This is a genomic window from Streptomyces sp. RLA012 (assembly GCF_056270325.1).
The window spans coordinates 3,637,608-3,656,585 of the sequence record NZ_JBWDPA010000002.1; the positions used below are offsets into that span (position 1 = coordinate 3,637,608).

The following is an 18,978-nucleotide window of genomic DNA, read 5'->3' on the forward strand; positions in this document are numbered from 1 at the left end:
GCGAGGTTTCGGGCAGCTCGCCACTACGGATGTGCGGCGGGCCGGCGTCGAGCCTTCGCAGCCAGCGGGAGCTGTCCCGCAAGCAGAAGGGATCCAGGAACCGGGAGAAGGCCCGCCTCAAGGTCGCCCGCGCCCACGCGAAGGTGGCCGACGCCCGTCGGGAGTTCCACCACCAGCTCTCCACTCGGCTGATCCGCGACAACCAAGCGATCGGCGTGGAGGACCTGGCGGTCCAAGGACTCGCACGCACCAGGCTGGCCAGGAGTGTCCACGACGCCGGATGGTCGGCGTTCGTGCACATGCTGGAGTACAAGGCGGCCCGGTACGGGCGGACTCTGGTCAGGATCGGCCGGTTCGAGCCGACCTCCCAGACCTGCTCGGCCTGCGGTGTCAAAGACGGTCCCAAGCCCCTGAACGTCCGGGAATGGACCTGCACCGCCTGCGGCACCCTCCACGACCGGGACCACAACGCCGCGATCAACGTCAAAACGGCCGCCGGACTGGCGGTGACAGCCTGCGGAGCGCCGGTAAGACCAGGACTTGTCCCGGCACAGCGCGAAGAAACAGGAAGCCACGGACTCCCGACCGAACCCCGTGCCGCATAGCGGCACAGCAACGGACGAGAAGGCCAGAATCCTCGGGCTTCAGCCCGAGGAGCAAGTCAAGGGAGTGGGCCGACGCGGGCTGACCGTCCGCCGCGCGCCGGAGCGGGCGAAAACCTCCTGGCCGCCCGCCCGGCGCGACCGGTAACGTCCGGCTTCCGAACCGACCGGCTGACCCACGAGTTTCCGGGAGTTCCCGGTCGGACCTCCGAGACGTACGCTCCGACCTGCAGTTCGGGGGGAAGTCGCGGGTGAGAGGGGAGCACGGTCGCATGGGTGGGACGGTCACGGCGGTCAGCAGTAACGCGACGTATTCCTTCACCAAGCCGAACCGGGAGAGCATCAATCTGCTCGCCGGGCTCGGGGTGGAGGGTGATGTGCACGCGGGGGTGACCGTGAAGCACCGGTTCCGGATGGAGAAGGATCCGTCGCAGGTGAATCTGCGCCAGGTGCACCTCATGCACGAGGAACTCTTCGACGAACTGCGGGAGGTCGGGTTCACCGTCGCTCCCGGCGAGCTCGGGGAGAACGTCACCACCCGAGGGGTCGATCTGCTGGGGCTGCCGGTCGGCACGCTGCTGCGCATCGGGGACGAGGCCGTCGTCGAGATCACCGGGCTGCGCAATCCCTGTGCGCAGATCGACACCTTCCAGAAGGGGCTGCTCAAGCAGGTGGTGGGGAGGGGCGAGGGCGGTGCCTTCCACAAGTCCGGGGTCATGAGTGTCGTACGGGAAGGCGGTGTGGTGCGGCCCGGGGACCCGGTCGAGGTCGTGTTGCCGGACGGGCCGCACCGGCCCCTGGAGATCGTCTAGCGCGCCCGGTCTCAGCCGCGGAACTCCGCCGGGCGCTCCGGGGACGCCTCCGCGAGGGCCTTCGTCACCGCGTCGCGCCCCGCCTGCAGGCCGTACACCGGGCTGCCCGGCTGCTGGCGCCAGGAGTCGTCGAGACGGCCGGCGTCGACCGTGTCGAAGCCGAGTTCGTCGATCAGCTCGCGTACGACCCGCTTCGCCGTCTCGTCGTCGCCGGCCACCGGCAGCGCCAGGCGGTCGGGGGCGCCGGCCGGGCGCGGGCGGTCCAGGAGGTCCTGGGCGTACGTGCCGTTGAAGGCCTTGATGACGGGGTGGCCGATCTGCCGGGCCGTCCAGCCGCTCTCGGTCAGCCCCTCGTCCTCGATCGCGGCGATCCTGCCGTCGCGCTGCCGGGGGTAGTAGTTGCCGGTGTCGATGACGGCGACGCCCTCGGCGGCTCCGTCCAGGAGCCCGTCCGGCAAATTCGGGACCGCCTTCAGGGGGATCGTGACGACCACGACCTCGGCGCCGCGCGCCGCTTCCCCGACCGTGACGGGGGTCGCCCCGGTCTCCTCGGCCAGCGCGGTGAGGGTGTGCGGGCCGCGCGAGTTCGCGACGGAGACGTCGTGGCCGAGCGTGGTGAGCCGCCGGGTCAGGTTGCCGCCGATGTTGCCCGCGCCGATGATGCCGATCTTCATGGGTGAGGGGCCCTTCCGTGCTTGACGCCACTGACGGCGAGCGTCAACCACGGGACAAGGGCGCCTATTCCGGCACGTACGGCAACCGGGTGACCGCCGTTCGTACCTCATCCCCATCCGGCCTCATCCGGTCCGGCCCACTCCCTGGTCGATGTAGTACGAGGCGCGGCGGCGCCCCATGACGAAGGGGCGCCCGCCGGATCACCGGTGGGCGCCCCCTGTCCGGCTCACTTGTTCAGGTGGGTCCAGAACTCGTCGAACGAGAGGACCTTGTCCCCGTTGAGGTCGCGGGTGGCGATGATGGCGTCCGCCACCGAATCGGTGACGTTCCAGTCGCCGCCCTGAGCGAGGGCGCTCTTGAACTCGGCCGCGGTGATGAAACCGTCACCGTCCGTATCGATCCGCTGGAACTGCTTGCGTGCTTCCTCGATGTCCGCCACCGATCCGCCCCTCCGTAGTGCATTAACGCCGTGTTTACGGTGGTCAGATTAACGGTCCGCGCCGGCCCTCAGTGCAGCGACCACCCAGCCGAACTCCGCACGGTGCGCGGACGGGGTCCCCGCGCCCTTCACCAGGGACAGCAACTCCCGGTACCGGGCGAGCCGATCATTGGACGCCGACTCCATGCGTTCGAGTACGACGGCCAGGTCGCCGTCCCCCAGCACCTCCCGCAGGATCGCCTCCGCCTCCGGCGACTCGGGGGCGATTCCCCGGGCCCGGGCCTCAGTCCCCAACTGGAGCAGGCGCATGGGGAACCACACGGATCGCCCGGCGACCGCGGCGCGGTCCTGGTCGGCCGCGTTGAACTCGGCCACCCTCCGCATCTGCGTCCGGAACTCCGGATCCTGCAACAGCTCGGCCGACTCCACCCAGGTGTCCACCCGCTCGGGCGTCGGCTCGTCCGGCAGGTCGGCGGCGGTGTTCCGCGTCCGCGAGCGGATGCGGTCCACCGCCGTGGGCAAAGCACCCTCGTCCGACCATTGACGCCCTCGCCTGCGTGAACGCAGACAATTCCGGTCCGCACCGCTACACGGTGCCACCACGGGTTCCTGCTTCATAGGCCCCCGCCCTCTCCCTTGCGGGAGCTGGTCTTACACGGGCCTCCACAGGCGTCACTTTCCGCCCGTCCGGCGGCAGGTCGGACAACTCCGTTGTCCGACAAGGCGACCCTAACCCTGGCGCAGCGCCGCTCCGGGCCACTACGGCGGAGATGTCCCGGCCCTACACCCCGAAGGGTGGAGTACTGGGCGAGCGTTCGACAACAAATGATGCGCACGGCCGGGCCGGTGGCCCGGGCCAGCTCGCCGATGGTGAGAAGTCCGGTGCCGTCGTCGATCATGTCTGCGAGTCTGGGCCTTCCAGTGGGTGGAGACTCAAGCGGCGGGAGGGGTGAGGGGATGGGCGACGAGCTGCGGGACATTCTGGACGCGGCCGCGCGGGGGGTGTTCCCGCCCGCCGACGGCTCCACCACCGTCGTACCGCAGCGCTCCCCCCGCGACGCCGGTGTCCTCGCCTTCACCGCGCACTCCGTCGTCTTCACCGACGAGGACGAGGGGTGGGTGCGCGAGACCCTGGCGCGCGTCGACTGCGACCCTCTCTCCGCGTCCCTCAACCCCCGCTTCCTCGCCGCGTTCCTGGAGCGCACGGGGCGGTCGAACGACACCGTCGACCTGCTCACCGTCGGCACGCCGCTGCCGGGGCGGCCCGCGGTGGACCTGACGGAGATCGACGAACCGGACCATCCCCGGGTCGTCCGGGCCCGCGGACACCGGGACCGCGTCCGCGTGTGGACGGCCGAGGGCGGGGTGCTGATCCTCGGGCACGGGGTGGCGGGCCGGCTGGAGGCCGCGGTGGAGGTGGCCGAGGAGGTACGGCACCGGGGGCTCGGGCGGGCTCTCGCCACGGCGGCGCGGCATCTCGCCGACGAGCCGGTCTGGGCGCAGGTGGCCCCGGGGAACGCCCGCAGTCTGCGGGCGTTCCAGGCGGCCGGTTATCGTCCGGTGGGCGCGGAGGCGCTGCTCACCGCGGGCTGAGCCTCAGTGCCAGGGCTGGTAGTACGGGTTGCTCTCGCAGTCGCTCATGATCTCGGTCTTGGTCTTCTTGTCGACCGGGCAGACGCCGATGACGTACTGGCGCGCGACACCGCCGGGGAAGGCGACCTCGACCTGGTCGGCCCACTTGTGGGTGTCGCCGATCGTCTTGTTGACGTCCACGCCGCCGGGTGCGTCGATGTAGTAGTTGTAGCCGGACTTGTACCAGGTCTTGTACAGGTCGTGGTCGTACGTGGTCGACACATACGGCGAGGGCTGGTTGACCAGGACGTACTGCTCGATGTCGTACTGCCCGTTGATGACGTCCTTGGGGGAGAAGCCCTGCTCGAAGACGGTGGCGGGGCCCCGGCTGTCACTGCGGTAGAGCGTGCCGCAGGTCTTGCGCCAGACCGGGTCCGGGGTGATGCGGCCGACGTCCACGCGGTGGTCGGCGGCGGCCTTGACCGGATCGTCGAACCGGGGACAGTTCGGTGCGGCGGCCCTGGCGAGCGGGACGGCGGGGGTCTCGGGGGGTGTCGCGGCCGAGGTGGCGAGCACGGCCGTGAGAGAGACGACGACGACGGCCCGACGCCGCAGGCGAGTTGTGATCATGGGGTGCACGATCTCGGTTCTGCGGCGACGGGCCGGGGATCTTCACTCGTACGGCGGCGTGTCACCGCCTCCGGGTCAACTGTCCTTGGACCACCCGTTCTTGGATCGACTGTCCGTGCGTCAGCGGAAGATGCCGGTGTGGCCGAGCGAGTAGCGGCCCGGCTGCGGGTAGACCGCCAGGCCGTGCGGGCCGCTGCCGACCGGGACGCGGGCGAGCAGGACGCCGGTGCGGGTGTCGATGGCGTACACCTCCGCGTCGTAACGGCCCGACAGCCACAGGATCTTGCCGTCGGCCGAGACGCCGCCCATGTCGGGGCTGCCGCCGCCCGGCAGGTGCCACTTCTTGGTCAGCCTGTTCTTGGTGAAGTCGAAGACGGAGACACTGCCCTCGCCCCGGTTGGAGATGTACATCTCGCGCGAGTCGCGGCTGACGTACAAGCCGTGCGCGCCCTCGCCGGTGGGCAGCAGCTTCGGCACGGTGAAGCGGTCCCCGTCGAGGATCCACACACCGCCCGCCATCATGTCGGCGATGTAGAACCTCTTGCCGTCGGGGGAGACCTTGACGTCCTGCGGCATCGCGCCCTGGAGGGGCAGCTTCTCGTGTGCGACCACCTCCATCTTCTCGGTGTCGACCTTCAGCACCTCACCGTTGAACTCGCAGGAGACGATGAAGTAGCGGCCGTCGAGGGAGAAGTCGGCATGGTTGACGCCGTAGCAGCCGACCGCTTCGGTCTTGACCCGCTTCATGGTGTGCGCGTCGCGGAAGACCAGCTCACGGTCGAGCGAGGCCATGACGATCGCGTACTTGCCGTTGGGCGTGAAGTACAGGTTGTACGGGTCGTGCACGCCGACGGACCGGCCCGCCCTGCCGGTCCTCGGGTCGATGGGGGTGAGGGTGTTGCCCTTGTCGTTGTTGACCCAGAGCGTCTTCATGTCCCAGGACGGGACGACGTGCTGGGGCTGGGCGCCGACCGGGATCGTCTTGATGACCTCGTACGTCTTCGGGTCGATGACGGAGACGGTGTTGGACAGGGTGTTGGGGACGTAGACGCGGGACGGGAAGTCCTTGACGACCCGGGAGAGCCTGTTCGGGCGGTCGGCGGCGTAGACGTCCTTCGGGTCGAGCACGGGCGGCATGCCGGCCAGGCCCTGGGCCCGCTTCGGCTGGGCCGGCTTGACCGCGGCCTGGGTGTCGCGGGCCGTGTTCGCCTGCTCCTCGGAGCCGCCGCCGCACCCCGGGAGGACGGCGAGCACGACGAGTACGGCGCCCGCGAGCAGGGTGCGCCTGGTGAGGTTCCGGTTGCGGTGCATCAGCTCAGCAGCTCCGTGGTGGTGACCGCGCGCAGCCCGCGCCGGCCGAGTTCTTCCAGGACGGCGGGGAGTGCGGCGACCGTGTCCGCGTACCCGAAGTGCAGGCTCACCACGGACCCGTTGCGGATCCCGCCGATGACCTGGCGGATGACGGCGGGGGCGCCCGGCGAGGTGTGGTCGAGCGAGTCGACGTCGTACGACAGGACGTGCGGGTAGCCCACACGGCGGGCCACGCTCTCCACCAGGGGGGAGGCACGCGGGGTGCGGGAGGGCCTGAACCAGGTGCCGATCGAGCCGGTGAGCCGTCTGAGGCGCTCCGCGCAGCCCCGGATCTCCGCCTCCGCCGCCGCCTCGGACATCGCGTTGACGTCGAGGTGGCGCAGGGTGTGGTTGCCGAGGTCGTGGCCGCCGTCGAGGATGCGGCGGGCCACGTCCGGGTGCTCGTCCAGCCAGCTGCCCACCGCGAGCACGGTGACCCGGGCGCCGCCCTTCTCGGCCTCGCCGAGCAGCGACTTGGCTAGGGCCGGGTCGCCCTGGCCGTGAAAGGTGAGGGCGACCCGGGGGCGGTCGCGGGGGCCGTGGGTGATCTCGGCGGGCTGCCGCGGGAAGCTGCGGGGGGCGGGCGCGGCGAGGGGCCTGCCGGAGGGCTTCGCGGAGGGCCCCGCGCGAAGTGTGCCGGGCGGGCGGGAGGCAGCGGCCGGGTGCGCGACGGCGCCGGTCGCGGAGCACCCGGCGGCGAGTGTCCCGGCGGTCAGGGTCCCGGCGGCGAGCGCGGCGCCCGACCGCAGCGCCGCACGCCGATCCGGCGCCGTACGCGCGACGTCTCGCACGGAGTCTCGTGCGGCGCCTGCTCCGGCGCCTGCTCCGGTGTTCGCTCCGTTGTTCGCTTCGATGGGCTGCTGAGGGGGACGGGCGGGCGTGATCACTCGCACCATTTAAGGTTGTCAGGGTAAGAAAACGGACGATTTGCCCGATGGGCGGGGCGCGGGTCGCGGACCGTACCCCTAACCGCCTTTGGGGTGGTCACCGGCGTCTGTCATAGTCTGCGGTGCGACTTCCACCCATTGACCCGGGCCATGGTCGTCGTCGGCGCCGCGGTTCACACCCCAATTCGTCCCGCGGCGCGCAGGGGACCCCGGTCGCACCGCGGCCGGGGTTTCCGTGCGTCGGGGGCCGGAACCGGGGCCGCGGCCGGTCAGCGGTCGGTGACGCGCATCTCGAACCAGGTCGTCTTGCCGCGGGGCAGGAGGTCGACGCCCCAGCGGTCGGAGAGCTTGTCCACGAGGAAGAGACCGCGGCCGCTCAGATCCATTTCCTGGACCGGCATCAGACAGGGAAGGCCACGGGAGGGGTCACGGACCTCGACACGGATCCAGCCCCGGCGGCGCCGCATCCGAAGTCCGAAGACGCGGGCACCGGTGTGCCGTACGGCATTGCCGACGAGCTCGGACACCAATAACACGGCGTCCTCGGTCATCTTCGGCGAGAGCCCCCAGTGACGCAGGACGATGACCTGGGTGAGCCGCCGCGCGGTGGCCGCGGACTCGGGGCGGGACGGCAGCGGAACCTCTGCCTCCGTCGGATTGCCGAACAACTCGAGCGCCTTGAGCGCCCGTTCGTCCTCGACCGCAGGCGACCAGCGCGCCGCGGTCGCACTTCCGTGCCGCCGCGGCTGTTCGATACCCTCCAGCCCCGCCATGCCCCCCATCATGGCCGTCCAGAGCGCCCTTCGGGGCGGTTCCGGAGGAATACGCCCCCCGGAACCCTCCATTCCGCGCCATTCGATCGGCATATGCCTGCGGCAGTTCAGGGGTCGCCGGAGCCCATCTGACCTGGCGGTATGCCCCACTTGGCGGCAATCGCCAACCACCCCGCACAAGTCAGCCTTAAGGTTGCTTTAAGGCTGGCATAAACCAGCCCTTCGGGGGACGGCGGGTAAGACACCGCGTCAACTGCAAGTGGATCAGCGGAACTTGGAGCGTGATTTTCGCTGCGTCGACGAGGCGCTCGCGGGAAAATCGCGTCAACGAGGCCGCCGCCGGGGATCAGAGAAACTTCGCCTTCCCCGGCCCCTCCTCCACGAAGCTGCGCATCCCGCGCTCCCGGTCCTCCGTCGCGAACAGCCCCGCGAACCAGTTCCGTTCAATCGCCAGACCCGTTTCGAGGTCGGTCTCCAGCCCCGCGTCGATCGACTCCTTGGCGGCACGCAGCGCGAGTGCGGGACCCTGCGCCAGCTTCGCGGCCCACGCGCAGGCCTCGGCGTACACCGCGTCGTCGGCCACCACCCGGTCCACCAGGCCCAGCGCCAGCGCCTCGTCCGCCTTCACCATCCGGCCGGTGAAGATCAGGTCCTTCGCCTTGGAGGGACCGATCAGCCGGGACAGGCGCTGGGTGCCGCCGGCGCCGGGGATCAGGCCGAGCAGGATCTCCGGCTGGCCCAGCTTCGCGTTCTCCGCGGCGATACGGAAGTCCGCGCAGAGCGCCAACTCGCAGCCCCCGCCCAGCGCGTACCCGGTGACGGCGGCGACGACGGGCTTGGGGATGCGGGCCACGGCGCTGAAGGATTCCTGCAGGGCCCGGGACCGTACGATCATCGCCGCGTGGTCCATGGCCTGCATCTCCTTGATGTCCGCGCCCGCCGCGAACACCTTCTCGCCGCCGTGGATCACCACCGCGCGCACGTCCGCGCGGCGCGTGATCTCCTCGGCGAGCTCCTTGAGCCGGTCCTGCGTGGCGATGTCCAGCGCGTTCATGGGAGGGCGGTCCAGACGCAGCGTTCCGACGCCTTCGGCCACTTCGAGATGCACAGTCATGCAGGCAGGTTAACGCGCGCTAACGACAACGGGCCCGGTGTGCTCGGTCACAGGAGTGACCGGGCACACCGGGCCCGTCAGGGCGAGCGTTCCGGGCCCGTCAGGGCGAAACGATCAGGCGGTCCAGGAGGCCCAGGACATGTTCCAGCCGTTGAGGCCGTTGTCCGGAGCGACCGTCTTGTCGTGGGAGTTCTTCACGATCACCACGTCGCCGACGATGGAGTGGTCGAAGAACCAGGCGGCCGGCGCGCTGCGGTCGCCGCCGCCGCGCACATCGCGCAGACCCACACAGCCGTGGCTGGCGTTGTAGTTGCCGAAGGCGTCGCCGCCCCAGTAGTTGCCGTGGATGAAGGTGCCGGAGTCGGTCAGGCGCTGGGCGTCGGGCACGTCCTTGATGTCGTACTCGCCGCCGTAGCCGACCGTCTCACCGTTCATACGGGTCACCCGGAGCTGCTCGCTGATGACCATCTGGCCGTTCCAGGTGTCGTAGCCCGGCTTGCCCGTGGTGATCGCGATGGTCTTGTAGACCTTGCCGTCACGCTTGACGACCATCTTGTGGCTCTTGGCGTCGACGGTGGAGACCTGGCTGCGGCCGATCGTGAAGGACACGGTCTTGACCTGCTTGCCGTAGACGCCGGACCTGCCCTCGACACCGTCGAGGTTGAGGTCGACCGTCACCTTCGTACCGGCCTTCCAGTACTGCTCGGGACGGAAGTCGAGGCGGTCGTTGCCGAACCAGTGGCCCTGGACGTCGACGGCCGGCTCGGTCTTGATCCTGATGGCCTTCTCGACGTCGTCCGGGTGCGTGATGCCCCGGGTGAAGCGGATCGAGAAGGGCATTCCGACGCCGACCTTGGAACCGTCCTCGGGCGTGAAGTAGCCGACGAAGGTGTTCTTCGGGGTCAGGGTGGTGAAGGCGGACTCCTCGGCCGCCTCACGGCCGTCGGAGTCCTTGGCCACCGCGTGCACCTTGTACTTGGTGGCGGCGGCGAGGTGCGTCGCGGGCGTCCAGGTGGCGCCCCCGCCGGTTATCTCGCCGTCGACCGCGTTGCCCTTGGTGTCCTCGACCTCGACCTCGGTCAGCTTGCCCTTGGCCGCGGTGACCTTGAGGGCCCCGCTGGTGGCCACGCCGTCGGTGCCGTCCTTGGGGGCTATGGTCACCACGGCCTGCGAGACCTTGGTGTCCGCCTTGCCGGAACTGCCGGTGCTCTTGTCCTTGCCGTTCCCGGACCCGGAGTCCGAGTCCCCTCCCCCGCCGCACGCGGTCACGGCGAGCAGCAGCACGCCCAGCAACAGTGCCAGGACTCCCGTGCTCGCCTTGCTCCCCCGTGCCCGCGTTCCAACCGACGCCCCCGATATCGGTCGCCCGTTCAAGTCTGTTCTCCCCTCGCACGGCCTCTGTCCCAGGCCCGCACCCCAGCGCGTCCCCGCGCGTATCGCGCTAATTAATCACACGGCTCAAAGCGATGGCTCCCCGGGATTGTCACTGTTCAGTCCCAAGTTCGACCGTGTGTGGGGCGCGCTGGAGTCCCCTCCCGTACGGCGCGTGCGGACCCCTGAGCCGGGCTACTTCACGGCGCCGCCCGCCTTCCACTCCTTCCAGCCCATGTTCCATCCGCCGAGCCCGTTGTCGGGAGCGACTTCCTTGTCGTTGCTGTTGACGACCTCGACGACGTCGCCGATGAGACTGCGGTCGAAGAACCAGCCCGCGGGGGTGTCGGAACTGCCGCCCTTCACGTCCTTCAGACCGACGCAGCCGTGGCTGACATTGGTGCTGCCGAAGACGTCCGACGCCCAGTAGTTGCCGTGCAGGAAGGTCCCGGAGTCGCTGAGCCGCATCGCGTGCGGCACGTCCGGGATGTCGTACTCGCCGCCGAAGCCGACCGTGCGGCTGTTCATCCGGGTCACCTCCAGCATCTCCATGACGACCATTTTCCCGTTGTACGTCGTCGTCTTCGGGGCGCCCGCGGTGATCGGCACGGTGGCGAACAGGTCGCCGTCGCGGCGTACCTCCATGGTGTGCGCGGCGGCGTCGACCAGCGAGACCTGGCTGCGGCCGACCGTGAAGGAGTAGGTCTTGTACTGGAGTCCGTACACGCCCCGTGCTCCCTCGACATCGCGCAGCCGCAGCCCGACCGTCACCCTGGTGCCCGGCTTCCAGTACGTCCGGGGCCGGAAGTCGAGGCGGTCCTTGCCGAACCAGTGCGGGCGGACCTCCACCGCGGGACTGGCCTCGATGTGGATCGCGCGCTCCACGGCGGCCCGGTTCTCGATCTCCCGGTTGAAGGTGAGCGAGACGATCATTCCGGTGCCGACGGTGGAGCGGTTCTCCGGCGTCACATATCCGATGAACCGCTCCGCGGGGACGTACGTCGTGAACGTCGTGTGCCGCGCCGAGCGCCGTCCGCGTCCGTCGAGGGCCACGACATCCACGGTGTACTTGGCGCCCAGCACGAGCCGCGGGTCGTCGGGCCGCCAGCTCAGGCCGTCGGCGGAGACGCGTCCGGGCACCGCGGACTCCTGTGCGTCCTGGTCCTTGACGACCTGCACGGACTCCAGCCGGCCACTGGGCACCCGTACCCGCAGCGGCTCCTGCGGGCGTACTCCCTTGCTGTTGTCGTCGGGAGACACCCGGATGACGTCCTCGGCGGCAGGGGGTTTGCCGAGCACTTCCTCCACCCCGTCCCCGGTGCAGCCGGCGGCTCCGGCCAGCAGGCCGGCCCAGGTCAGTACGGCGGCCAGCGCGGCCCCTGCGCGCCGCGCGCGTGTCTGTACGTGCTTCACAGAGGACCCAACGACTGTGCGCCTCCAGGGAAACGTGAGTGCGAGCCAAGCGCTGGGCAGAACAGTGGGGAGGACGACGCGACGGGGAGCCGCGCCCGTGAGCCGCACCGGCTGTGGCGTCCCGTAGGCGAACGGGCCGGGAAGAGGAGTCGGGACACCGCACGCTCCTTTTCGGGCCGTTCCCCCGAGCCGCAGGAGGCTGAACGGTGTCGAGCGCAGCCGAGCAGGAGGCAGTGCCGGAGGGACGGGCGGCGGGCGACCGGGTGCCCGCGCAGCCGGCCCCCGCGCTGAACGGCGCCCAGCGGACGCCGGCGCCCGCCGTGTCCGTCTGGCCGGGCGCCCCGACCCCGCTCGGGGCGCGCTTTCGCGTGGGCCCCGACGGTGCCACGGGCACCAACTTCGCCCTGTGGGCGGGCGGAGCGGAGGCCGTCGACCTCTGTCTCTTCGACGAACGGGACGGCGAGGTGCACGAGACCCGCGTCCCGCTCACCGAACTGACCCATGAGATCTGGCACGGTTTCGTCCCCGGTGTGCTGCCCGGCCGCCGCTACGGCTTTCGGGTGCACGGCCGCTGGGATCCGTGGACCGGCGCCCGCTGGAACCCGGCGAAGCTGCTCCTCGACCCGTACGCCCGTGCCGTGGACGGCGACTTCAGTCTGCCGCCCGAGGTGTACGGACACGTCCGGGACTGGCCCCAGCAGCAGGTCGCGGACACCGTGCGCGACGACCGGGACTCGGCGCCGTACGTCCCCAAGGGCGTCGTCGTCCACGATGACGACGACTGGGCGGACGACCACCGCCCGAAGACCCCGTGGGCGGACTCGGTGATCTACGAGCTGCATGTGCGCGGCTTCACCCGGCTGCACCCCGGGATCCCGGAGGAACTGCGCGGCACGTACGCCGGGCTGGCCCATCCGGCGGCGATCGAGCACCTGGTCGGGCTCGGCGTCACGGCCGTGGAACTCCTGCCCGTCCATCAGTTCGCGCACGAGGACCATCTCCTGCGGCGCGGGATGAAGAACTACTGGGGCTACAACTCCATCGGCTACTTCGCCCCGCACGCGGGCTATGCCGCCTCCGGGACGACGGGACAGCAGGTCGGCGAGTTCAAGAGGATGGTGCGCGCGCTGCACGCCGCCGGCATCGAGGTCATCCTCGACGTGGTCTACAACCACACGGCGGAGGCCGGCGAGCTGGGCCCGATGCTGTCGCTGCGCGGCATCGACAACCGGGGGTACTACCGGCTCCAGTCGGACGCCCGCCGGTACGCGGACTACACGGGCTGCGGCAACACGCTCCACGTGGTGCAGCCGCACGTCCTGCGTCTGATCACCGACTCGCTGCGGTACTGGGTGACGGAGATGGGCGTGGACGGCTTCCGCTTCGACCTGGCGGCCGCGCTGGCCCGTTCGATGCACGACGTCGACATGCTGTCGCCGTTCCTGGCCGTCATCGCGCAGGATCCGGTGCTGCGGCGGGTGAAGCTGATCGCCGAGCCGTGGGACGTCGGGTCCGGCGGCTACCAGGTGGGCGCCTTCCCACCCCTGTGGACGGAGTGGAACGACCGCTACCGCAACGCGGTGCGGGACTTCTGGCGGGGCGCGCTGCCGGACGTACGGGACCTGGGCTACCGCCTCTCGGGATCGAGCGACCTGTACGCCTGGGGCGGTCGGCGCCCCTACGCCTCGGTGAACTTCGTGACCGCCCACGACGGCTTCACGCTGCGCGACCTGGTCTCCTACGAGCGCAAGCACAACGAGGCCAACGGAGAGGGGAACCGGGACGGCACGGACGACAACCGGGCCTGGAACTGCGGGGCGGAGGGGGAGACGGACGACGAGCGCGTACGGGCCTTGCGGCGGCGCCAGTTGCGGAACCTGCTGACGACCCTGCTGCTGTCCACCGGGGTGCCGATGCTGGTCGCCGGGGACGAGTTCGGGCGGACGCAGCGGGGCAGCAACAACGCGTACTGCCAGGACAACGAGATCAGCTGGGTCGACTGGAGCCTGTTGGAGGAACCGGGCTGGCGGGCGCTGTACGACCTGACCTCCCGTCTGATCGCGTTGCGGCATCGGCACCCCGTGCTGCGGCGGCGGGCGTTCTTCTCCGGGCGGGCGCATTCCGTGGACGGGTTGCGGGACCTGGCGTGGTTCACCCCACGCGGGGCGGAGATGACGGAGCGGGACTGGTACGCGCCGGCGGCCACGCTGGGCATGTACCTCTCCGGGCGGGACATTCCCGGGCGGGACGCCCGGGGGGTGCCGGTCGTGGACGACAGCTTCCTCGCGGTGCTGCATGCCGGGGACCGGCCGGTGAGTTTCGTGTTGCCGGGGCCGCCGTGGGCCTCGCGGTACGAGGTCGTGGTCGACACCTCGGTGGAGGAGCAGGGGCAGGTGCCGGGGGTCGAGCATCGGGCCGGGGGAACGGTCACGGTGCCGGCTCGGGCGGTGCTGTTGCTACGAGTGGTGGCCTGAGCACGTGGCTCTCGCCCCCGCCGCCTCAGGGGGTCGGGATGCCGGCCGGGCGGGTGGGGCGGCCGAGGCGGACCGGGACGCCCGGGGAGTACAGCACGCTCACCGGGGCGCCCGGCGGCACGGGGAGGCCGGCGGCCGCGAGGAGGTTCTCCTCGCAGGTGAGCAGCTGTGCGCGGTGCAGTGGCCAGCGCGGGTGGTGGTTGGGGAGGTAGCCGGTGTCGCCGAAAAAGGTGTTGTGCATGCCCCAGCGAGCGGTCAGGAAGTGCTCCAGCTCCGTGGGCCGGGTGACGCGCTCACCCTTGCGCACGACGATCCGGCTGTACGCGCCGCGCGGCCCGGGCCAGCGCCGTGAGCTGGTGTAGGTGACGAGGTCGCCGTCGGTGCGGACGGCCATGCGGGACCACAGGTAGGGCAGCCGGAAACCGGCCCGTCCCATCAGCACCGGCACCAGCCGGGCCGCGTCCATCGACCGGAAGACCACCCCGCGCCGACCGTGCCCGTCCACGGAGTACAGACGCACGTTCGTCTCCGGGAACGTCCCCAGATACGGCACTCCCGGCGACCGGAGCCAGCCGACCCGGTGCATCCGGAAGGCGACCAGACCGACATAGGTGACCCCGTCGAGCACGTCGGGGACGGTTCCCGCCGGCAGCAGCCCGGCGACGTCGTCCGGGTCGACCGCCCAGTGGACGAAGGCCAGATCGAGCCACTGCTGGGTGAGCAGCGGCCACCGCAGGGCCGCGGGCGCGTCCGGGGTGACGGGCTCGGGTGTGCGCGGTGTGGTCGACACCCCGCCAGCATTCCACGCGCACGGACCGCGCCTCCGGGCGGGCCCCGACCCAGGCCTAGCCCAGGCCTAGCCCAGGATGCCGCGGTCGTACGCCACCGCGACCGCCGCCGCCCGGTCCGGTGACCCGGACCCGGCCCGCGTCCGGGACGCGCAGATCCTCCACGCACTCGACGGTGGTGGTCCTGCCGGCGCCGTTCGGGCCGAGGATCCCGGCGGGACGCGAGCGGGCACATCGTCCATCGCGCTCGATGCGGCATCGGCCGATCGGTCGATGCGCCGGTACGACGCCACGGGTCCGGCCAAAACTCGGTGGGCTCTGTCAGTGCCGAACCGTAGGCTCGCCGGTGATGTCCACACCAGATGCAGGGACCATGAACCGAGCCGATCGATCGACCGTACGCAGCCTGCTGCGCCTGTGGCCCTACGTGCGGCCGGTGCGCACGCGGCTGTTCGGCGCTGCCTTCGTCGCGGTCCTCGCCTCCTGTACGGGGCTGGTCTTCCCGCTCGTCCTCAAGTGGATGGTGGACGGTCCGGTGGCCGACCACGACCCGGCGGGCATCTGGCTCGGCGCGCTGTATCTGCTGCTGCTCGGGGTCGCGGAGGCGGTGCTGTTCGGGCTGCGGCGGTTGCTGGTGGCGCGGCCGCTGTCGGGGGTCGAGGCGGACATGCGGGCGGATCTGTACCGGCATCTGCAACGCCTCCCGGTCGCCTTCCACGACCGCTGGGCCTCCGGTCAGCTGCTCTCCCGGGGCACCACCGACCTGATGCTGGTACGCCAGTTCCTCGCCTTCCCGCTGACGTTCCTGCTGGTCAACTCCGTGGCGATCCTGGTGGGCGTCATCATCATGCTGGCCCAGGAGTGGACGCTCGGCCTGGTGCTGCTCGCTCCCGCCCTGCCCCTGATGGCCGTCTGCTGGCTCTTCGAGCGGCACTACTCGCAGGTGGCGCGGCGGGCCCAGGACCAGGTGGGCGATCTGACGACGGTCGTCGAGGAGAGCGTGCTCGGCATCCGCATCATCAAGGGCTTCGGGCGCCATCGCAGCCAGGCCCGCGCCTTCCGTGAGCTGTCCCGCACCCTGCGCGGCACGGAGCTGGCCAAGGCCCGCCTCCTCGCCTCCATCCTGACGGTCATCGTCACCCTGCCCGAACTCGCCATCGGCGCCGCCCTGGTCCTCGGCACGGTGCAGGTCGCCGACGGCCGCCTCTCCGCCGGCACGCTGGTGGCGTTCCTGTCCACGGCGCTCGCGCTGCGCTGGCCCGTCGAGTCCATCGGCTTCCTCCTCGCGATGAGCCAGGAGGCGGCGACCGCGACGGAGCGGTACTTCGAGGTGATGGACGAGAAACCGGAGTCCGCCGACACGACCGCGGTCACTCCCGGGTCCGCGGTCGCTGCCACCGCCGCGGTCACGGCCGGGAAGCGCGACGGCGGACTCCGTTTCCACGGCGTCCGGTTCCGCTACCCCGACGCCCCCGAGGACGCGCCCCCCGTCCTCGAACGCATCGATCTGCACATCCGTCCGGGTGAATCGATGGCCCTGGTCGGCGCGACCGGTACCGGGAAGACCACGCTCACCGCCCTCGTCCCACGGCTGCACGAGGTGACGTCCGGCCGGATCACCCTGGACGGCGAGGACATCACGGCGATGCCGCGCGAGGAGCTTCGCGCGCGCGTGGCCGTGGCCTTCGAGGAGCCCACCCTCTTCTCGGCCGGCGTCGGGGAGAACGTGCTCATGGGCGCCCCGGCCGACGCGGGGGATCCGGAGCTGGACCGCGCCCTCGCCGTCGCACAGGCCGACTTCGCGCACGCGCTCCCGCAGGGCACCGCGACCCAGGTCGGCGAGCAGGGCCTGAGCCTGTCCGGCGGTCAGCGGCAGCGCCTGGCGCTCGCGCGGGCCGTCGTCGGCCGCCCCGGGTTCCTCGTCCTCGACGACCCGCTGTCCGCCCTGGACGTCCACACGGAGGCCGCGGTGGAGGCCGCGCTGCGCCGGGTACTGGACGGGACGACCGCCCTGATCGTGGCGCACCGCCCGTCCACGGTCCTGCTCGCCGACCGCGTCGCCCTGCTCTCCGGCGGCCGTATCACCGCGGTCGGCACCCACCACGAACTGCTGCGTACGAACGCCGAGTACGCCCATCTGATGTCAGGTGACGAGGAGGACGACCGATGACGGCGCCCACGACGACCGCGCCGGACAAGGAACCGGACGGGGGGCCGGACGGGGAACCCGGCCAGGACCGTTCGGCACGGAGGTCCCCCAAGCACCAGGACCCCTTCGACCGCGACGCCCTGCCCACTCCCCCGGGCGCCACCGCCACGCTGCTGCGCTCCCTCCTCACCCCGCTCAAGGCCCGCGTGGTGGTGACGATGGTGCTGCTCCTGCTCCAGCAGGCCGCGATCCAGGCGGGCCCGCTGCTCGTCGCGTACGCCATCGACAGCGCCGTACCGGCGTTCCGCGCGAACGACCACGGCCCGCTGATCGCGGTCGGGGCCGGGTACCTGCTGTGCGCGCTGGCCGCCGGCGGACTCCAGTACGCCTTCACCCAGGCGTCCGCCCGGGTCAACCAGGACGTGCTGCTCGACCTGCGCGGCCGGATCTTCCGCCATGCGCAGGCGCTCAGCATCGACTTCCACGAGCGCTACACCTCGGGCCGGCTGATCTCCCGCTCCACGACGGACGTCGAGTCACTGCGCGAACTGCTCAGCGAGGGTCTGCAGGAACTCATCACGGTGATCCTGTCCTTCGTCTACATCTCGGCGATGCTGCTCTGGCTGGACCCGGGCCTGGGCGCGGTGGCGGTGGCCTCCTTCGTGCCGCTCTACCTCCTGGTACGGCAGTACCGGCGCCGCGCGGGCCGTATCTACCGCCTCCGCTCGACCGCGATCGCCGCCGTCATCGTGAAGTTCGCGGAGACGATGAACGGGATCCGGCCGGTGCGCGCCTTCCGCCGCGAGGAGGCCAACGACGCCGAGTTCCGGGTGCTCAACAAGCACCACGAGCACACGAACGGCGACGCCCTGCTGGAGATGGCCCGCTATGTCGTCGGCTCCCGGCTGGTCGCCAACACGGCGGTCGCGGGGATCGTGCTGTGGGGCGCGTACCGGGTGGCCGGGGGTTCGCTGGCGCTGGGTGTGCTGGCCGCCTCGGTGCTGTATCTGCGCCGCCTGTACGACCCGATCGACCGGCTGGGCATGTTCCTCAACGCGTACCAGTCCGCGGCGGCCTCGCTGGAGAAGATCGCGGGCCTGCTGGCCCAGACGCCGTCCGTGCCGGAGCCGGCCACCCCCCGGCCGCTGCCCGCGCTCGCCTCCACGCAGCCGGGCCGCGAGGTCGTCTTCGAGGACGTCCGCTTCGCGTACCGCACCGGCGGCGAGGTGCTGCCCACCTTCTCGCTCACGCTCCCCGCGGGGCAGACGGTGGCCGTCGTCGGTTCGACGGGCGCGGGCAAGTCGACCCTCGCCAAGCTGCTGGCCCGCTTCTACGACCCCACCGACGGCCGGGTCCTGCTGGACGGCGTCGACCTGCGCGAGCTGTCCGTGCCCGAGCTGCGGCGCGGGGTGGTGATGGTGACCCAGGAGGCCTTCCTGTTCTCCGGCACGGTCGCCGAGAACATCGCCATCGGCCGCTCCGACGCGAGCCGCGAGGAGATCGAGCAGGCCGCCAAGGCGATCGGCGCCCATGACTTCATCGGCGCGCTGCCCGAGGGCTACGACACGGACGTACGCAAACGGGGCGGCCGTATCTCCGCAGGTCAGCGCCAGCTCGTCGGCTTCGCCCGGGCGTTGCTGGCCGACCCGGCCGTCCTCATCCTCGACGAGGCGACCAGTTCCCTCGACATCCCGGGGGAACGGGCCGTGCAGCGCGCCATGTCGACGGTTCTGCGCGGCCGGACGGCGGTGGTCATCGCCCACCGGCTGTCCACGGTGGAGATCGCCGACCGGGTGCTGGTGATGGAACACGGCCGGGTCGTCGAGGACGGCAGCCCGGCCGAACTCGTCGAGTCCACCGGCAGATTCGCGGACCTGCACCGGGCGTGGCGCGACAGCCTCGTATAGCCGGCGGCGAGTGAAAGGCATG

At 71.0% G+C, this 18,978-nt stretch carries 15 protein-coding genes and 3 pseudogenes; 6 read left to right on the forward strand and 12 right to left on the reverse strand.

Annotation, left to right across the window (positions count from 1 at the left end; all coding sequences use genetic code 11):
- Window positions 1-56: 56 nt before the first annotated feature.
- Both RV986_RS16420 and RV986_RS16425 read left to right on the forward strand, forming a co-directional pair.
- A pseudogene (locus tag RV986_RS16420) lies at window positions 57-605 on the forward strand (RNA-guided endonuclease TnpB family protein); the annotation flags it as partial.
- Window positions 606-874: 269 nt separating this feature from the next.
- Window positions 875-1,414, forward strand: coding sequence for an MOSC domain-containing protein (locus RV986_RS16425; protein WP_475918126.1), 540 nt, complete (start codon window positions 875-877; stop codon window positions 1,412-1,414).
- Between the two features lie 11 nt (window positions 1,415-1,425).
- Here RV986_RS16425 and RV986_RS16430 read toward each other — a convergent pair whose 3' ends face one another.
- The 3 genes and pseudogenes from RV986_RS16430 to RV986_RS16440 all read right to left on the reverse strand — a co-directional run bounded on the left by RV986_RS16430 (window position 1,426) and on the right by RV986_RS16440 (window position 3,427).
- Entirely contained in the window at window positions 1,426-2,205 is a 780-nt protein-coding gene (locus tag RV986_RS16430; protein WP_475918127.1) for an NADPH-dependent F420 reductase, read from the reverse strand.
- 110 nt (window positions 2,206-2,315) lie between these two features.
- Entirely contained in the window at window positions 2,316-2,528 is a 213-nt protein-coding gene (locus RV986_RS16435; protein WP_475918128.1) for an EF-hand domain-containing protein, read from the reverse strand.
- 48 nt (window positions 2,529-2,576) lie between these two features.
- Window positions 2,577-3,427: pseudogene (locus tag RV986_RS16440) on the reverse strand (MerR family transcriptional regulator).
- Window positions 3,428-3,485: 58 nt separating this feature from the next.
- On the opposite strand from RV986_RS16440, the gene RV986_RS16445 reads away from it, so the two are divergent.
- Window positions 3,486-4,121 (forward strand): GNAT family N-acetyltransferase, encoded by a 636-nt coding sequence (locus RV986_RS16445; RefSeq protein WP_475918129.1) that lies wholly within the window; start codon window positions 3,486-3,488, stop codon window positions 4,119-4,121.
- Window positions 4,122-4,124: 3 nt separating this feature from the next.
- Here RV986_RS16445 and RV986_RS16450 read toward each other — a convergent pair whose 3' ends face one another.
- From RV986_RS16450 to RV986_RS16480, 7 genes are all read right to left on the reverse strand, one after another.
- Complete coding sequence (locus RV986_RS16450) at window positions 4,125-4,730, reverse strand: ADP-ribosyltransferase (RefSeq protein WP_475918130.1); 606 nt, start codon at window positions 4,728-4,730, stop codon at window positions 4,125-4,127.
- A gap of 120 nt (window positions 4,731-4,850) precedes the next feature.
- Window positions 4,851-6,041 (reverse strand): YncE family protein, encoded by a 1,191-nt coding sequence (locus tag RV986_RS16455; protein WP_475918131.1) that lies wholly within the window; start codon window positions 6,039-6,041, stop codon window positions 4,851-4,853.
- Complete coding sequence (locus tag RV986_RS16460) at window positions 6,041-6,871, reverse strand: polysaccharide deacetylase family protein (protein WP_475918132.1); 831 nt, start codon at window positions 6,869-6,871, stop codon at window positions 6,041-6,043. The genes RV986_RS16455 and RV986_RS16460 overlap by 1 nt, the downstream gene beginning before the upstream one ends.
- 365 nt (window positions 6,872-7,236) lie before the next feature.
- Window positions 7,237-7,740, reverse strand: a complete 504-nt coding sequence (locus RV986_RS16465) for an ATP-binding protein (RefSeq protein WP_475918133.1) — start codon at window positions 7,738-7,740, stop codon at window positions 7,237-7,239.
- 346 nt (window positions 7,741-8,086) lie between these two features.
- Entirely contained in the window at window positions 8,087-8,854 is a 768-nt protein-coding gene (locus tag RV986_RS16470; RefSeq protein ID WP_475918134.1) for an enoyl-CoA hydratase/isomerase family protein, read from the reverse strand.
- A 114-nt stretch (window positions 8,855-8,968) separates the two neighbouring features.
- Complete coding sequence (locus RV986_RS16475) at window positions 8,969-10,228, reverse strand: L,D-transpeptidase (protein ID WP_475918135.1); 1,260 nt, start codon at window positions 10,226-10,228, stop codon at window positions 8,969-8,971.
- Window positions 10,229-10,420: 192 nt separating this feature from the next.
- A complete protein-coding gene (locus RV986_RS16480; RefSeq protein WP_475918136.1) occupies window positions 10,421-11,638 on the reverse strand; it encodes a L,D-transpeptidase in 1,218 nt (405 codons plus the stop codon).
- Window positions 11,639-11,844: 206 nt separating this feature from the next.
- Here RV986_RS16480 and glgX point away from each other — a divergent pair, with 206 nt between their 5' ends.
- Window positions 11,845-14,112 carry a glycogen debranching protein GlgX gene (gene glgX / locus RV986_RS16485; RefSeq protein WP_475918137.1) on the forward strand — a complete coding sequence of 756 codons (2,268 nt, stop codon included), beginning with the start codon at window positions 11,845-11,847 and terminating at the stop codon, window positions 14,110-14,112.
- Between the two features lie 25 nt (window positions 14,113-14,137).
- Here glgX and RV986_RS16490 read toward each other — a convergent pair whose 3' ends face one another.
- Both RV986_RS16490 and RV986_RS16495 read right to left on the reverse strand, forming a co-directional pair.
- The gene (locus RV986_RS16490) at window positions 14,138-14,902 is read right to left on the reverse strand and encodes a YqjF family protein (RefSeq protein WP_475918138.1); all 765 of its coding nucleotides are present in this window, start codon (window positions 14,900-14,902) and stop codon (window positions 14,138-14,140) included.
- A 115-nt stretch (window positions 14,903-15,017) separates the two neighbouring features.
- Window positions 15,018-15,113 (reverse strand): annotated as a pseudogene (locus RV986_RS16495) (ABC transporter ATP-binding protein); the annotation flags it as partial.
- 136 nt (window positions 15,114-15,249) lie between these two features.
- Between RV986_RS16495 and RV986_RS16500 the strand changes: the two are divergent.
- Together RV986_RS16500 and RV986_RS16505 are read left to right on the forward strand one after the other, a co-directional pair.
- The gene (locus RV986_RS16500; protein ID WP_475918139.1) at window positions 15,250-17,070 is read left to right on the forward strand and encodes an ABC transporter ATP-binding protein; all 1,821 of its coding nucleotides are present in this window, start codon (window positions 15,250-15,252) and stop codon (window positions 17,068-17,070) included.
- Complete coding sequence (locus RV986_RS16505; RefSeq protein WP_475918140.1) at window positions 17,067-18,956, forward strand: ABC transporter ATP-binding protein; 1,890 nt, start codon at window positions 17,067-17,069, stop codon at window positions 18,954-18,956. Before RV986_RS16500 ends, RV986_RS16505 begins: the two co-directional genes overlap by 4 nt.
- Window positions 18,957-18,978 lie beyond the last annotated feature (22 nt).

Excerpts from the sequence above, each read along its gene's own strand:
- RV986_RS16450 (WP_475918130.1), bottom strand. The coding sequence starts at position 4,730 with ATGATCACAACTCGCCTGCGGCGTCGGGCCGTCGTCGTCGTCTCTCTC.
- RV986_RS16455 (WP_475918131.1), bottom strand. The coding sequence starts at position 6,041 with ATGCACCGCAACCGGAACCTCACCAGGCGCACCCTGCTCGCGGGCGCC.
- RV986_RS16430 (WP_475918127.1), bottom strand. The coding sequence starts at position 2,205 with ATGGGGATGAGGTACGAACGGCGGTCACCCGGTTGCCGTACGTGCCGG.
- RV986_RS16470 (WP_475918134.1), bottom strand. The coding sequence starts at position 8,854 with ATGACTGTGCATCTCGAAGTGGCCGAAGGCGTCGGAACGCTGCGTCTG.
- RV986_RS16465 (WP_475918133.1), bottom strand. The coding sequence starts at position 7,740 with ATGGCGGGGCTGGAGGGTATCGAACAGCCGCGGCGGCACGGAAGTGCG.
- RV986_RS16445 (WP_475918129.1), top strand. The coding sequence starts at position 3,486 with ATGGGCGACGAGCTGCGGGACATTCTGGACGCGGCCGCGCGGGGGGTG.
- RV986_RS16425 (WP_475918126.1), top strand. The coding sequence starts at position 875 with ATGGGTGGGACGGTCACGGCGGTCAGCAGTAACGCGACGTATTCCTTC.
- RV986_RS16500 (WP_475918139.1), top strand. The coding sequence starts at position 15,250 with ATGTCCACACCAGATGCAGGGACCATGAACCGAGCCGATCGATCGACC.
- RV986_RS16505 (WP_475918140.1), top strand. The coding sequence starts at position 17,067 with ATGACGGCGCCCACGACGACCGCGCCGGACAAGGAACCGGACGGGGGG.